Raw genomic sequence first — 14503 nt, forward strand, 5'->3', positions numbered from 1 at the left:
TGGAGGTCCCTACAGCTCGCGGATCTCGGGTGCGTCGGGAAAGTTGGCGCGCAGCACCTTCTCGTACTCCGCCGCGCGGGCGTGGTTCCCGAGTTGACGTTCGGTCTTCACGGCGATGCCCAGGGCGGCTTGGGCGGTGGCTGGCGTACGCAAGGTGGCCGGCTCGAAATAGCGGTCAAGATAGACCTTGGCTCCCTCGGCGTTGCCACGTCTGAATTCCAGCTCCGCGAGCTTGGCCAGCGCGGGCCCGAATCCCGGGTTGGCGGCAATCGCGGCCCGATAGTAGGTTTCCGCCTTCATCGTCTGACCCGCGCTGCTTGCGCAGTTCCCGGCGTTGGTCATCGCGATCCAGGGTGTGGTATAGAGGGGATTGTCCAGTGTCTTCCTGAAGTTGACATCCGCCTCTGCATACCGCTTCTGGCGGCACTGATAGGCGCCGACGGCGTAGAGGATCTCCGGATTGTTGGGCGCGAGCTTGATTGCCCGGTCGTAGTGTTCCGCAGCGAGGTCGGGCTTGCCCATCTCCTCGTAAAGGAAGGCCAGCCAGATGTGCGCCTTGGGGTAGTTCTTGTCGGCCGCGATCGCCTGCTGGGCGCGACGGAAGGCAATCTCGGTCTGCCCTCGGTTGTAATACTCCTCGGCCATCTGGACATAGAGCGCCGCCGGGCTGCCCTGCGGGTCGAGTCCGAGCGGATCCCCCGTCTGGCGGCTCGCGGTGCCCGAGCAGCCGGCCAGGCCGAGGCACATTGCGAGGAGCCCAAGCAGGCGCGGGGCGGGGATTCCGCCCAGGATGCCGATTCTCATGACGTCGCCATCCTGCGGCTGTCCACGAGGACGCGTCCCATGCGACCGGTGCGATCCTGGACACGTCCTACGAGCTGACCGCAGGCCGCCGCGATCTCGTCGCCGCGTGTCTTCCGGGTCATCGTGAAGATGCCCGAGCGGGTCAGTCGCCCGCGGAACGCCTCGATCCGCTCGGGAGGCGAGGTCCCGTAGGTGCTTCCGGCAAAGGGATTGAAGGGGATCAGATTGACTTTCGACGGGATACCCTCTAGCAACCGGACCAGCTGCTTGGCATGCGCCGGGCTGTCGTTGACGCTGTCGAGCAGCACATATTCCCAGGTCACGCGCCGGCGCCGGTCACCGGACACATAGGCCTTACAGGCGGGAAGCAGCTCGGCGAGCGGATACTTGCGGTTGATTGGCACCAGTTGATCCCGCAATGCATCATTCGGTGCGTGCAGCGAGACGGCCAGTGACACGTCGCTGACCTCGCGCAGCCGATAGATGTTCGGGACGATCCCGGAGGTGCTCAGGGTCAGGCGCGTCTTGGCGACCATGTAGGCCAGGTCGTCCTGCATGATGTCCATCGCTTTGACCACTGCATCGAAATTGGCCAGCGGCTCGCCCATCCCCATCATGACCACGTTGGACGGCGCGGCGCCGATCCGTCGGGTGGCGTGCCAGATCTGGCCGGCGATTTCGCCGACCGACAGGTTGCGGTTGAACCCCTGAGTCGCCGTCGCGCAGAAAGAGCAGCTCAACGCGCAACCCACTTGGGACGAGACACAGACGGTGGTGCGGCGGCCCTCCGGGATGAAGACGGTCTCGATGCGCTGGCCGTCCCCGAGCTCCATGATCCACTTGACAGTCCCGTCTGCGGACGGCCGGTCGTGGATGATGCGCGGCAGGCGAATCTCGACCCTGTCGCGCAGCGTGTCCCGCAACCCCTTGGACAGGTCTGTCATGGCGTCGAAATCGACGACGCCATGCTTGTGGATCCATTTGAACAGGTTGCGGCCGTGGAACGCCTTGAAGCCGAGCCCGAGCACCAGCCTCTCGCAGTCGGCGAGATTCAGATCGAGCAGGTTGGGCTTGAGGGCGAGGTTCGACACGCGGGTCTCTCAGCGCGTGCGCTCGCAGATGCCTTCGGGAAAGAAGAAGGCGATCTCGGTGGCCGCGGTCTCGGGCCCATCAGACCCGTGCGCGGCGTTCTCGGTCAAGGAGTCGGCGAAGTCGGCCCGGATCGTGCCGGGTGCGGCATCGGCGGGATTCGTTGCACCCATGACGTCGCGGTTCTTCGCGACCGCGTCCTCACCTTCGAGGACCTGCACCATGACCGGGCCCGACGTCATGAACTCCACCAGCTCTTCGAAGAACGGCTTGCCCTGGTGAATCGCGTAGAAGGCCGATGCCTGCTCCCTGCTCATGTGGAGCATTCGCGCTGCGACGATGCGCAGGCCGGCGTCCTCGAAACGGCTCAAGATGGCGCCGATGGCGTTTTTCGCCACCGCGTTGGGTTTGATGATCGAAAGGGTCTGCTCGATGGCCATAGCGGCTCCAGTTGGGAGATATCGAGGTCAAATGGGACAGGCTGAATCCGTGTGGGGATGAGGCAGGGTTCTGCCGGCAACCGGTCCCCCGCCTCGCGGTCTTTCGCCGTCCATGGAGTCTTGAGTGGAACCGTGAAGTCTACCGATCACGATCCCCTCGAGCAACGCCGGCCATCACGGGATCAGTTTGGACCAATCCACGGATTGAGAGGATAATCCGCAGACTTCATCCATCCGTCACCGGTGATTCACCATGGCCCATTACGATGTTTTCAACGGCGACGCCGACGGACTCTGTGCCCTCCAGCAATTGCGCCTTGCCGAGCCGGTCGACAGCATCCTCGTCACCGGCGTCAAACGCGACATCGCCTTGCTCGAGCGGGTCGACGCGGCGAAAGGCGACCAAATCACCGTGCTCGATGTCTCCTTCGACAAGAACCGGGGGGCGGTCGAGCGCCTGTTGGGACAGGGCGCCCATCTCCGCTACTTCGATCACCATTTCGCCGGCGAGATCCCGACTCATCCCGCACTCGACGTTCACATCGAGACCCTGCCGGACAAGGGAACCAGCCTGTTGGTCGACGATTTCCTGCAGGGCACCCAGCGTGCCTGGGCCGTGGTCGGGACCTTTGGGGACAACTTCGACGCGGCGGCCGCCCGGGCCGCCGCACCCCTGAAGCTGTCGGAAGGCGAGCTCGGCCTGCTGCGGGAGCTGGGGATTTACCTCAACTACAACGGCTACGGCGAGACGGTCGATGACCTCTTGTTCGCACCCGATGACCTCTTTCGGCGTCTGCAGCCCTACGCCGACCCTTTGACTTTCGTCGCGGAGGATCCGACGTTTGCGGCCCTGCGTGACGGCTACGCCGACGACATGGACCGTGCGCGCGCCGTCGCGCCCGCGTTCGAGGACGCGCATCACCGTCTCGTCATCCTCCCGGCCGAACCCTGGGCGCGCCGGGCCAGCGGGGTCTTGGCCAATGAGCTCGCCCAGCAGGCCCCAGACCAGGCCCATGCGATGCTGACCCGGCTGCCCGCGGGCGGATTCATCGTGAGCGTCCGGGCCCCGATCGCGCGGCCCGACGGGGCGGATGTGCTCTGTCGAAGCTTCCCGAGCGGCGGTGGGCGGAAGGCGGCGGCCGGGATCAACCTGCTCCCCGACGGGGCGTACGACACCTTCCTGGAGCGGTTCCGCGCGGCCTTTCGGTGAGACTGTCGCGCCAGTAGACATTGGCCGGATCCCCAAAGCCTCTCGGAACGAATGGAGCCGTCGAGTTGCGCACGCCATCGGCGAGGGAATCCGACCGGTCGTCAACGCGCAGGATGCGAGTCTTCGTTTCCGACAGCCCGGCGCGCGGTTTCAGTGGGTCTCTGCTTCGCCCCGCCGTTGACCTTTCCGGCCTGTCTGCTCCAGATTGAGCCAGGCCTCATGCCAAAGGAGTCTGCAGCCGCGATCGCAAGGGCCATCTGGGCCGAGCACGGCGCCGGAGCAATTCAGCCCCTCGAGAATGTAGATCGGCTCGACAGCGGTCCTTTCCCGGAGCTCCCAGACCCTGTCGACCTTCTTGACCACGCGGAAGCGCATTCCCTCGTAAGCGTACATCTCCGGCATGAACATCAACCCGCGATGCTTGCTGCGGCGGTCGAGGGTGCGATCGATCTTTGCGGCGCTCTTCACCGTCGCATAGAGGTCCGTGTCACGCAGATGCCGATGATCGAGCGCGCCTGCGTCGGCGGGGGGTGGCACCTCCTGCAGCCATTCGTCGCGGTACCAGAGCGGGCATTCGCGCCCGCAGCCGGCCGTGCCGTCGACGCCGCCGCAAGGCGTTGCGAGGAGCACGGTTCTCGCTACGGGCCGTACATGCCCCGCGTCATCCATCAGGCGGCGGATCGGTTTCAAGACGCGGTGCGTGGTGCCGCAGTAGGGCCACATCTGACTGACGAACGCGAGCCCCCGAAGCTTGTCGTCCGAATTCAGAGTCCGGCGGATCTCGTCGGCGTCCCGGATGCGCACCCAGCTGCCGGGCGCGAAACGAGACGCCTTCCCGACCCGCCTGAGGCTGGGCCTCGCTCGGGAGAGCAGCTCAAGCAGCGTCCTGCGCAAATTGAGCCGGATGCGCCAGGTCAACAATCTCTCGCGAAATGTGTAATGCGCGAGGCGATTGTGAAGCTGGCAACGGTCGAAGAGCATCAAGAGGATTTCCTCCCTGTCCGGGTTCCGGTCGCGACCGACGTCCTATGCTGCGCCGTTGGCCCCGTCCCAGGTCGGCTCGGGCCATGAGTGAAGAGATTCGGCCGATCGATCGCGGCAACGGCGAGGCGTCGCAGCGATCCGGTTGCAGTAAACGCATCCGTCGGCGCTCGATACCGAAGCCTAGCACAAGGCTGGGTTGATGCCCGTTTCCAAAGGCCGCTGATGGTTTGGCCGTCCTGCCCCACGGGAAGCGCCCGACGTTCCAGGGCTGTCCAGCGGTGACGCGCCCTGAAGGCCTGTGGCCGCCGAGGTCGGAGCGGCGCTGCCTCGATGCTCGGGCGAGCCGCCTGACATGGTGCAAACGCAGCGGCCCATGCCCAGCTAGACGTCATGTCTAACGCAGCCGATAGGTGATTGGCACGACGATCTCCAGCCTCGACTGGTCCATGTCGGCGGGGATCGCGGGCATGGGCGATGCGCGGCGCAAGAGGTCGGATGCGGCACCGTCCAGAATGGCATGTCCAGAGCTCTTTTCGACGCGGTGCGAGATGACCTTTCCACTTCGATCGATCACGAAGCGGACCCGCACCACGCCCTCTTGGCGCATCTGGCGTGCACGCTGCGGGTAGCGTTTGTGGCGCTCCAGCCAGGCGGCGAGCTGGGCGTGGTAGCGGTCACTTGCCTTGCCGCCCGGGATGGCCCCCCCCATCCCGCCATGGCCGTCCGCGCCCGCTTCCGATCGCCCGCCCCCCCGGCCAGAACCGGGCTTGCCGGCGGGGTCGCCGTTGCCGGTATGCGCCGGTGCAGCCTTGGGCGCAGGCGGCTGGCTTCGTTGCGCTTGGGCTCGTGGCCTGGGCTTGGCCCCGGCGCGAGCCGGCTGCTCCGTCTTTGGAAAAGACGGTTCAACGCGCTGGATGCTGGCGGCCTTGGTCGCCGGATCGAGCGGCTCGGACACCTCCGGTGCCTGAACGGGCGGGGGAGGCGCGGTGGCCGGGACCGTCTCGGCGATGGTACTGACCGGGGTCAAGGTCTCGGTCAGCGGTGCGGCCGACTCGGCTGCTTGCGTGTCGCCGTTCCCGCCGGCGGGGCCGCTTCCGCCGAGCGCGATTCGGACACCGGTCCCATCCAACGCGACCGGCCCTGGCCGCTCGAGCAGCGCTGCCAGCGCGAGGTGGACCAGCAGGGCGAGAACCAGCGCGAGGCCCCACTGTGCGCGGCTTGGCTTCATCATTGCCCGCGAGGCAGGGTCAAGAGGTCAAGCTCCTCGGCACCGGCGGCGCGCAGCCGGTTGAGGAGCCCGATCAGTCGCATGGCATCCAGTCTGGCGTCGGCTTTGACCTGCACGCGCCGGCGACCCCCGATCCCGCCGGCAATTCGCGCGGCGAGGCTCAGCTCGTCCACCGGCTCACCGTTCAAGCTGACCTGCCCCGTGCGATCGATGAGGATGACCAGCGCGGCCGGTCGAGTCCCTCGGGGGCTGTCGGAACGGGGGGATTCCGGTGTGGCGCGCTCGCTCGGGGCCAGTCGGCCCGCCAGCATGAAGAAGATCAGCAGGAGAAAGACGACATTGATGAGGGGGATCAGGTTCGGCTCGCTGTCGCGCGTGGCTCTCGGGCGCGTGAATCTCATTTGACTCAGGGTTGCAAAAGGGTGAGGTGCGCGGCCTCCGCGTCACGCAGGCGATCGATGATGTCCACCAGCTGCTGGAGGCTGACGCCTTGCGCTGGCTGGAGCAGGATGCGCTGATCGGGGTACTCGGCGATTCGGGCCGCGACCCGTTGGGCGAGCTCGCCCGCGTCCATGGCCTCGCCATTGAGATCCAAGCCATCGCCTCGCAGGCGGACCAGCCACGATCCGACGAGCGGCGTCCCGTCTGCTGCCGACGCCGGCGCATCCAGCTCGAGCGCGTGCCATTTGTCCAGGGTGGAGGCCAGCATGAAGAAGACAAGCAGGATGAAGACCACATCGACCAACGGGGTCAGGCTGATCAGTCGGCGGTGCGGCGTGCTCGACTCAAATCGCATCGGTGGTCGAGCCCATCGTCACTGCACCCGGGGAACGGCTGGGCCCGGTGAGCCGCAAACCCCCGGTGAAGACCCGCGTGACCTGGTCCTCCAGGCGCCGGGTGACGCCCTCGAGGAGGCGTTCGAGCCAATTCAGTGCAATCAAAGTCGGTATGGCGACGGACAGCCCTGCGGCCGTGGTCAGCAATGCGACCCAGATCCCGCCGGACAGCACTGCCGGGTCGACCCGGCCGCCGGTCGCCTCGAGTGCGCGAAAGGCCTCAATCATCCCGATCACGGTACCGAGGAGGCCGAGCAGGGGGCTCAGGCTGGCGATCACCTCGAGGCCGCGAAAATGACTTCGCAATGCGGCCAACAGGCGTCCCGCGCGGCGGTCGACCTCCTCACGCAGCGCCGCCTGGTCATTGTCGTAAAGGCTCCCGGCCATGGCGGTCTGAACGACCTGCGCGAGCGGACTCGGCGCCGCCGCGAGGCGCTCAGCCGCCTCGCGGCGGCGACCGGCCCGCCAGTCATCCAGCGCCTCCTCAATGAGATCGGCGCCGCCGCGTCTGAGGCTTGCGAACTGCCAGAGCTTGACCAGGACGATGGTCAGGGCGAGGATCGACAGGCCCACCAGGATTACCATGACGGGACCGCCGGCATCAAGGAGTGCGCGAAGCGGATCCGGTATCGGGATCGATGCCGGGAACAGGCCAATCGAGCCGAGCCAAGTCGGTGTCGCCGCACTCGGATCCAGGGCGTCCGGCGCCGCCATGCTGATCGACGGTTGGGCGGCAGCGGTCTCGATCTCAGACATCAGACATCGCTGGATACCCCCTGGCGGCGGGGTTCACCTCAGCAGCTCCGCGTCTGCGCGCGAGGAGACGCTCAGACGCTCGATACAGTCATCATGCTCCCCGTTGGCGTCACGACAGTCGAGCACCTCATTGACGAGGATTCGGCCAATGTCTGCGCAGGCCAGATCGGGGATCTCGAACAGCTTCACGGTCATCTTCGCTGCACGCAAAGGCGCCGTGTCCACCGCCAGGCGCCGCGCGATGACCCCGTCGCGGTCGAAGAGGATCAGATCCAGCAGCAGGGCGTCGATCGCCGAACCGGAGCTGTTGTCGAAGACCAGGTAGGCGCGACAGGCATTCGGTTGAGGCTCAAGCTTGTTGAGCTCGAGCTTGATCTCGTCGGCGGTGGCCACGGCGCTCACGGCGAGCAGGGTCAGTCCACTGATCAGGTTCTGGTAGGTCATCCAACGGCTCCTTGTGGTTGCATCGTCAAGCATCAGCATCTTCGCCGCCACCGGGTTGCGGCGCAAACAAAGCGGAGCGAATCGATCGCGAGGGCCCTCGCCTTCAGTCGACGACTGTCACGCGGTCCCCGATCCTCAGCCGATCGAACAGGAATCGCGCGTCTTGCTCGCCCACGCGCACGCAGCCGTGCGAATCCGGGTAGCCGGGCAGCCAGCCCTCGTGCAGGAAATAATCCCCGTGGAACTGGATCGAGTAGGGCATCCAGGCGCGCATCCCGAGCGAGTTGGTGTAGCGGTACGACACCTTGTCCATCTGTTTGCTCCGAACCGAGAAGCGACCGCGGGGCGTCTCGTAGCCCTGGCGGCCCGACGAGACCGGTCCGCTGCGGACCACCCGATCATCCTCGGCATAGACAAACCGCTGGCTGCCGAGCTTGATCGTCAGGGAGCGGCTTGTTGGCTCCATCGCCGGGCGATCCGCGGCTCGGCTCTCCGCTCGCAGGGGCGTTGATGCCTCGGCTCGTTTGCGCTCAGGGGCTGGACGGGACAGTGTCTGCGCACAGCCGCCGACGAGAATGGCGGCGATTGCGGACAGCGCGATCCAGTGTGTGGGAGGCATGGTGCAGGGGGCATCGGGCGGCGGACGGACGTTCCAGGTCATCCTGAGAGGCGGCGATCTCCACGGCGACTATAGCCCAAACGACAGGTTAGGAACCAGCCGGGCGATATCTGTCGGCCCCCGGCCCTGTCGTCACCGCGCAAACGGGGCTTGACGCGCGCGCTCAGATTGCGAGTCGCCGCTCTCTTCCGGGACAACGTCGCGCCCGGCCGATGACGGGACCTGCAGGTCGTCCTTGCCGTGCCGGCCGTCTCGGGACGCTAAAACGAGCTAATCCCCACCTCGTACGCTCCGCCGATCACCACGTATTCGTCCTCTCCCTTCAGCATTCTGGGCAGTAAGCGGTTGAAGAAGAAAATCTTTGGCAAGGGCACCTCCGCGACCAGGATGTAGTCGCCGAACTCGTCGGCGCGCTCTCGGCTGCTGGTGAAGCTGTTGAGGTTGTTGAGCAGGACCCGGTGGCGGCCGCCACCGAGCGTCTCGAGGATCTCATGCTCATCGATGCGGTTGATGCCGCGATAGAGGCTGAGGTGCGTCTCTTCCGGATGCGCGAGGATGAGCTCGTACTGACAGTAGGTATAGAGCAGGTCGAGTTGCGCCTCCAAGGCATTGGTGGCGTAGAGTCCGCGCGTGCCTTCGAGGACATAGTGCTGATAGGCCTCGCTGCGGTGTCCCTGCAGCGGACCGGCATGGTGCCGTGCCAGCAGGCCGAAGCGGCTCTCGACCCAGCGCTTGAGGGTGGCTCCCTCGCGCCCGTCCGAGTCGAAGGACCAGCCACGCGCCATGCGTAGATAGTTGGCATTGACGCGTTTCTTGTTCGTCTTACCGGGGGCGAGCCCCGCCTCGTCCAGGTGGTCAAGGAGGAAGTGGGCGCGCATGTAGTCCTGAAAGGCTTCGGCGCGTGCACTGTGCTCTGCCAGCTGCGCCAGGCTGCGGAACAACTCGGCGTGGAACTGACGAACGCCGTCCAACTCCAGGGGGACTGGATGCTGTTGATAGGTCAGGCTGCCCAGGATCACCGCCGGGAGGTTGCAGTGGTTGATCGGAAGTCGGGCGTTGACCGGAAGCGTCGCGGGCGGCCCGGCAGCCGGTTGCCCGCTTTGTCGGTTGTTGTCCATACATGCCTTGCGGCTTTGTCGTGGATGCCACCAACGCGGCAGCATCGGGGGGTCTTGTTGATTGCCAATCAAAACATCGGGATAGGTCGCATCGAACTGGTTGGCACATGGCTTGCGTCGTGAGGCCGTGAACGTCCATCTGTTCAATGCCCGCCAGAGCGGGCCAAAAGGAGACCCCACTCATGGCAATGCGTCAATGCGCCATCTACGGCAAAGGCGGAATCGGTAAGTCCACCACCACTCAAAACCTCGTGGCCGGTCTGGCCGAGCTCGGCAAGAAGGTCATGATCGTCGGTTGTGATCCAAAGGCCGATTCCACGCGCCTGATCCTCCACGCCAAGGCACAGAATACCATCATGCAGATGGCCGCCGACGCAGGCTCCGTCGAGGACCTCGAGCTGGAGGACGTGCTCAAGGTTGGTTACGGCAACATCAAGTGTGTCGAATCCGGCGGTCCCGAGCCGGGCGTGGGTTGCGCCGGTCGCGGTGTCATCACGGCAATCAACTTCCTCGAGGAAGAAGGGGCCTATGAAGACGACCTCGACTTCGTCTTCTACGACGTGCTCGGCGACGTCGTCTGCGGCGGCTTCGCCATGCCGATCCGCGAGAACAAGGCGCAGGAGATCTATATCGTCGTCTCCGGCGAGATGATGGCCATGTTCGCGGCCAACAACATTGCCAAGGGCATCGTGAAATACGCGAGCTCCGGCGGTGTGCGTCTGGCCGGTCTCATCTGCAACAGCCGCAACACGGCCCGCGAGGACGAGCTGATCACCGAGTTGGCCCGACAGCTGGGCACACAGATGATCCACTTCGTCCCGCGCGACAACGTGGTGCAGCGTGCCGAGATCCGCCGGATGACGGTCATCGAGTACGACCCCAAGGCGAAGCAGGCCGACGAGTATCGCACGCTGGCCCAGAAGATCGTCGACAACAAGATGTTCGTGATCCCGACCCCGATCACCATGGACGCCCTCGAGGACCTCCTGATGGATTTCGGTCTGATGGACGGCGAGGACGAGAGCATCGTCGGCAAGACCGCGGCCGAAGAGTTGGCCGCCTAGACCGCGTCCGGAGTGGGTTGGGGTTCTAGCACCGGACCTCTCCTTGTGAACGGACGCGGCACGCGGATGCCGCAGTCCGTTTGCGCCTCCATTTCTCAACGCGCGACCGTCGGCGGATGGGCTGCGGCGCCGAATCTGAGGAAAGCCAGTATGTCAGCATTGACTCGCGAAGAGACCCAGGCCCTGATCCAGGAGGTCCTCGAGGTCTACCCGGAAAAGGCCAAGAAGGACCGTGCCAAGCACTTGGCGGTCAACGACCCGTCCGTCGAGCAGTCCAAGAAGTGCATCATCTCCAATCGGAAATCACTGCCGGGCGTGATGACCATACGCGGCTGTGCCTACGCCGGCTCCAAGGGGGTGGTATGGGGTCCGATCAAGGACATGATCCACATCTCGCACGGCCCGGTCGGATGCGGCCAGTATTCGCGCGCCGGGCGTCGGAACTACTATGTCGGCCACACCGGGGTCAATACCTTCGGGACGATGAACTTCACCTCGGACTTTCAGGAGAAGGACATCGTCTTCGGTGGTGACAAGAAGCTCGATAAGCTGATCACCGAGATCGAGGGGCTCTTCCCCTTGAGCAAAGGGCTGAGCATCCAGTCCGAGTGCCCCATCGGTCTGATCGGCGACGATATCGAGGCGGTCGCCAAGAAGAAGAGCAAGGAGCTCGACAAACCCATCGTGCCGGTGCGTTGCGAGGGCTTCCGGGGTGTCTCTCAGTCCTTGGGTCATCACATCGCCAACGACTCCATTCGGGACTGGGTCATTGGCAACCGGGATGGCGACCACGCCTTCCAGGCCGGCCCCTACGACGTGGCCGTGATCGGGGATTACAACATCGGCGGCGACGCCTGGTCGTCGCGCATCCTGCTCGAGGAGATGGGGCTGCGCGTCGTTGCCCAGTGGTCGGGTGACGGTACCCTGTCGGAGATGGAGCTGACTCCCAAGGTGAAGCTCAACCTGATTCACTGCTACCGCTCCATGAACTATATCTCGCGACACATGGAGGAGAAGTACGGGATCCCGTGGATGGAGTACAACTTCTTCGGCCCGACCAAGATCGCCGAGTCGCTCCGCAGGATCGCCGCCTTCTTCGACGAGACGATCCAGGCCAACGCCGAGCGGGTGATCGACAAATACAGGGCAGAGTACGAGGCGGTGATCGCCAAGTACCGTCCGCGTCTGGAAGGCAGGAGGGTCATGCTTTATGTCGGCGGCCTGCGCCCGCGCCACGTGATCGGCGCCTACGAGGATCTGGGCATGGAAGTGGTGGGCACGGGTTACGAGTTTGCCCACAACGACGACTATGACCGGACAATGAAGGAGATGGGCAACGCAACCCTGCTCTACGACGACATCACGGGCTATGAATTCGAGGAGTTCGTCAAGAAGGTCAAACCGGATCTGGTCGGCTCCGGCATCAAGGAAAAGTACATCTTCCAGAAGATGGGCATCCCCTTCCGCCAGATGCATTCCTGGGACTACTCGGGCCCCTATCACGGCTATGACGGCTTCGCCATCTTCGCCCGCGATATGGACATGACGATCAACAATCCCTGCTGGCGGACGATGCAGGCGCCTTGGCAGCAGTCCGCCGAGGGCGAGGCCCAGACGATGGCCGCCAGCGCGTGACCGATAGCCAGTAGCCAACCTCGAGTCTCCAGCTGCCCTAGCTGGAGGCCGGGGCTTGGCCAGGACACCGAATTCAGGATCAACCATGTCGTTGTCCGCGGATTGGCGGCGCGGCAGGAGCACATTTATGAGCCAGACCATTGACCGGATCAAGCCCAGCTACCCCTTGTTCAGGGAAGCCGACTATGTTGAGAACCTTGCGAGAAAGCGCGAGGGTGTGGAGGAGCGCCACTCCGACGAGAAGATCGAAGAGGTGTTCCAGTGGACCACGACGCAGGAGTATCAAGAGCTCAACTTCAAGCGCGAGGCCCTGACCATCAACCCGGCCAAGGCCTGCCAGCCGCTCGGTGCCGTCCTCTGTGCCCTCGGGTTCGAGAAGACGCTGCCTTACGTGCACGGTTCCCAGGGATGTGTTGCATACTTCCGGACCTACTTCAACCGTCACTTCAAAGAGCCGATCGCCTGCGTGTCCGACTCCATGACCGAGGATGCGGCCGTGTTCGGCGGCCAGAAGAACATGTTCGACGGACTGGCAAATGCCCGCGCGCTCTATAAGCCCGAGATGATCGCGGTGAGCACCACCTGTATGGCCGAGGTGATCGGTGACGACCTCAACGCCTTCATCGGCAACGCCAAAAAGGAGGGGCATATCCCGCCCGAGTTTCCAACCCCCTTCGCGCACACCCCGAGCTTTGTCGGCAGCCATACGACCGGATGGGACAACATGTTCGAGGGGATCCAGCGCTATTTCACGCTGAACGAGATGGACGACAAGGTCGTCGGCTCCAACGGCAAGATTAATCTGGTCCCCGGTTTCGAGACCTATCTCGGCAACTATCGAGTCATGCATCGCATGATGAAGGAGATGGGCGTCGACTACAGTCTGCTGTGCGACCCGACGGAGGTATTGGACACCCCGGCCGATGGCCAATACCGCATGTATGAGGGCGGCACCAGCATCGCCGAGATCAAGGATGCCCCAAACGCGATCGACACGCTCTTGTTGCAGCCCTGGCAGCTGCCCAAAACCAAGAAGCTCGTGCAGATGACCTGGAAGCAGCCGGCGGCCCACGTCAACATTCCGATGGGGTTGGAGTGGACCGACGAGTTTCTGATGAAGGTCTCCGAGCTGACCGGCAAGCCGATCCCTGAGTCGCTGGCCAAGGAACGGGGCCGCCTGGTCGACATGATGACCGACAGCCATGCATGGCTGCACGGCAAGCGGTTCGCCCTCTACGGCGACGCCGACTTCGTGCTCGGCATGGTCAAGTTCCTGCTGGAGTTGGGGGCCGAGCCCACGCACATCCTGTGCAACCATGCCAACAAGCGCTGGAAGAAGGAGGTGGAAGGGCTGCTGGCCTCCTCACCCTACGGCAAAGAGGGCAAGGTCTATGTCGGCGCTGATCTCTGGCACTTCCGCTCGCTGTGCTTCACCGACAAGCCCGACTTCATGATCGGCAACAGCTACGGGAAGTTCATCCAGCGCGACACCCTGCATAAGGGAAAGGAGCACGAGGTCCCGCTGATCCGGATCGGCTTCCCGATCTTTGATCGTCATCACCTGCATCGGATGACCACGCTGGGCTACGAGGGCGCCATGTACGTCCTCACGACCCTGGTCAACGCGGTGCTCGAGCGTCTGGATGAGGAGACGCGCGAGATGGGTGTGACCGATTTCAACTACGACCTGGTGCGCTGATTCGGCGATCGCCGCGCGGACCGCGCGGCGTTTTCCCAGGCACTGAATGCCGCGTGGAAAGCGATCGGCTCGCTAACCGCTCGAAGAGGCAAGTGACTGATGCCCAATGTGATGATTCGAAAGAACGACGCCGGCGAGCTGCTCTTCTATGTCGCCAAGAAGGACATGGAGGAGACCATCGCCTCAGTGGAGACGGATACCTGCGAGTGCTGGGGCGGCGAGGTGGAGCTGACCGACGGGTCGCGCTGGTACATCGATCCGATCAGCCCGCCGCCAGCCTTTCCGACCACGCTCCGTTTCAAGCGCAGCGAAGACTGAGACCAGACCCGATCAGGAGTATTGACATGGCCCTGCAAATCATCCGTGAGCTCTGCACCGCCTGTGGCGACTGTGAGCCGCTCTGCCCGACCCAATCCATTTCGGCCTGGAAGGGCGTCTACCGTATCGATGCCGGCACCTGCAGCGAGTGCGAGGGTGAGGGGGAGCCCGGATCGCCGCAATGCCTCGACGCCTGCATGGAAGAGGACTGCATCGTCCCTGCCTGAGGCGTATCCCTTAGCCCCCTGTGCCAGGGATT

At 64.3% G+C, this 14503-nt stretch carries 17 protein-coding genes; 6 read left to right on the forward strand and 11 right to left on the reverse strand.

The features are described from left to right. Positions 1-9: 9 nt before the first annotated feature. The 3 genes from pilW to ndk are packed head-to-tail and all read right to left on the reverse strand — an operon-like array spanning position 10 to position 2333. Entirely contained in the window at positions 10-804 is a 795-nt protein-coding gene (gene pilW, locus LJE61_RS13125) for a type IV pilus biogenesis/stability protein PilW (RefSeq protein WP_296912058.1), read from the reverse strand. Further along, a complete protein-coding gene (gene rlmN / locus LJE61_RS13130; protein ID WP_296912056.1) occupies positions 801-1895 on the reverse strand; it encodes a dual-specificity RNA methyltransferase RlmN in 1095 nt (364 codons plus the stop codon). The genes pilW and rlmN overlap by 4 nt, the downstream gene beginning before the upstream one ends. Positions 1896-1904: 9 nt before the next feature. Beyond that, on the reverse strand, positions 1905-2333 hold the full coding sequence (gene ndk / locus LJE61_RS13135; RefSeq protein ID WP_296912054.1) for a nucleoside-diphosphate kinase: 429 nt from the start codon (positions 2331-2333) through the stop codon (positions 1905-1907). A gap of 253 nt (positions 2334-2586) precedes the next feature. On the opposite strand from ndk, the gene LJE61_RS13140 reads away from it, so the two are divergent. Further along, positions 2587-3543, forward strand: a complete 957-nt coding sequence (locus LJE61_RS13140) for an acetyltransferase (protein ID WP_296912052.1) — start codon at positions 2587-2589, stop codon at positions 3541-3543. A gap of 150 nt (positions 3544-3693) precedes the next feature. Here LJE61_RS13140 and LJE61_RS13145 read toward each other — a convergent pair whose 3' ends face one another. The 8 genes from LJE61_RS13145 to LJE61_RS13180 form a co-directional block, all read right to left on the reverse strand. Then, a complete protein-coding gene (locus LJE61_RS13145; protein WP_296912050.1) occupies positions 3694-4461 on the reverse strand; it encodes a hypothetical protein in 768 nt (255 codons plus the stop codon). Positions 4462-4921: 460 nt separating this feature from the next. Next, entirely contained in the window at positions 4922-5758 is an 837-nt protein-coding gene (locus LJE61_RS13150) for an energy transducer TonB (protein WP_296912047.1), read from the reverse strand. Beyond that, positions 5755-6156 (reverse strand): ExbD/TolR family protein, encoded by a 402-nt coding sequence (locus tag LJE61_RS13155; protein WP_296912044.1) that lies wholly within the window; start codon positions 6154-6156, stop codon positions 5755-5757. The genes LJE61_RS13150 and LJE61_RS13155 overlap by 4 nt, the downstream gene beginning before the upstream one ends. Before the next feature lie 5 nt (positions 6157-6161). Next, positions 6162-6551 (reverse strand): ExbD/TolR family protein, encoded by a 390-nt coding sequence (locus LJE61_RS13160; protein WP_296912042.1) that lies wholly within the window; start codon positions 6549-6551, stop codon positions 6162-6164. After that, positions 6541-7347 (reverse strand): MotA/TolQ/ExbB proton channel family protein, encoded by an 807-nt coding sequence (locus tag LJE61_RS13165; RefSeq protein WP_296912037.1) that lies wholly within the window; start codon positions 7345-7347, stop codon positions 6541-6543. Before LJE61_RS13165 ends, LJE61_RS13160 begins: the two co-directional genes overlap by 11 nt. A 33-nt stretch (positions 7348-7380) precedes the next feature. Further along, positions 7381-7791, reverse strand: a complete 411-nt coding sequence (locus tag LJE61_RS13170) for a Tat pathway signal sequence domain protein (protein ID WP_296912035.1) — start codon at positions 7789-7791, stop codon at positions 7381-7383. 103 nt (positions 7792-7894) lie between these two features. Beyond that, entirely contained in the window at positions 7895-8257 is a 363-nt protein-coding gene (locus tag LJE61_RS13175) for a L,D-transpeptidase (RefSeq protein WP_296912031.1), read from the reverse strand. Between the two features lie 413 nt (positions 8258-8670). Next, positions 8671-9528, reverse strand: a complete 858-nt coding sequence (locus tag LJE61_RS13180; RefSeq protein ID WP_296912029.1) for an NAD(+)--dinitrogen-reductase ADP-D-ribosyltransferase — start codon at positions 9526-9528, stop codon at positions 8671-8673. A 182-nt stretch (positions 9529-9710) separates the two neighbouring features. Between LJE61_RS13180 and nifH the strand changes: the two genes are divergently transcribed. From nifH to LJE61_RS13205, 5 genes are all read left to right on the forward strand, one after another. Next, the gene (gene nifH, locus LJE61_RS13185; RefSeq protein WP_296912027.1) at positions 9711-10592 is read left to right on the forward strand and encodes a nitrogenase iron protein; all 882 of its coding nucleotides are present in this window, start codon (positions 9711-9713) and stop codon (positions 10590-10592) included. A gap of 150 nt (positions 10593-10742) precedes the next feature. Next, on the forward strand, positions 10743-12227 hold the full coding sequence (gene nifD / locus LJE61_RS13190) for a nitrogenase molybdenum-iron protein alpha chain (RefSeq protein WP_296912024.1): 1485 nt from the start codon (positions 10743-10745) through the stop codon (positions 12225-12227). 127 nt (positions 12228-12354) lie between these two features. Beyond that, positions 12355-13926 (forward strand): nitrogenase molybdenum-iron protein subunit beta, encoded by a 1572-nt coding sequence (gene nifK, locus LJE61_RS13195; protein WP_296912022.1) that lies wholly within the window; start codon positions 12355-12357, stop codon positions 13924-13926. 99 nt (positions 13927-14025) lie between these two features. Continuing rightward, positions 14026-14244: a putative nitrogen fixation protein NifT gene (gene nifT / locus LJE61_RS13200; protein ID WP_296912019.1), complete on the forward strand. Its 219-nt coding sequence runs from the start codon at positions 14026-14028 to the stop codon at positions 14242-14244. Positions 14245-14270: 26 nt separating this feature from the next. Further along, on the forward strand, positions 14271-14471 hold the full coding sequence (locus LJE61_RS13205) for a 4Fe-4S binding protein (RefSeq protein WP_296912016.1): 201 nt from the start codon (positions 14271-14273) through the stop codon (positions 14469-14471). Positions 14472-14503 lie beyond the last annotated feature (32 nt).

It is taken from the genome of Thiocapsa sp., from assembly GCF_022340925.1.
Lineage (GTDB): Bacteria > Pseudomonadota > Gammaproteobacteria > Chromatiales > Chromatiaceae > Thiocapsa.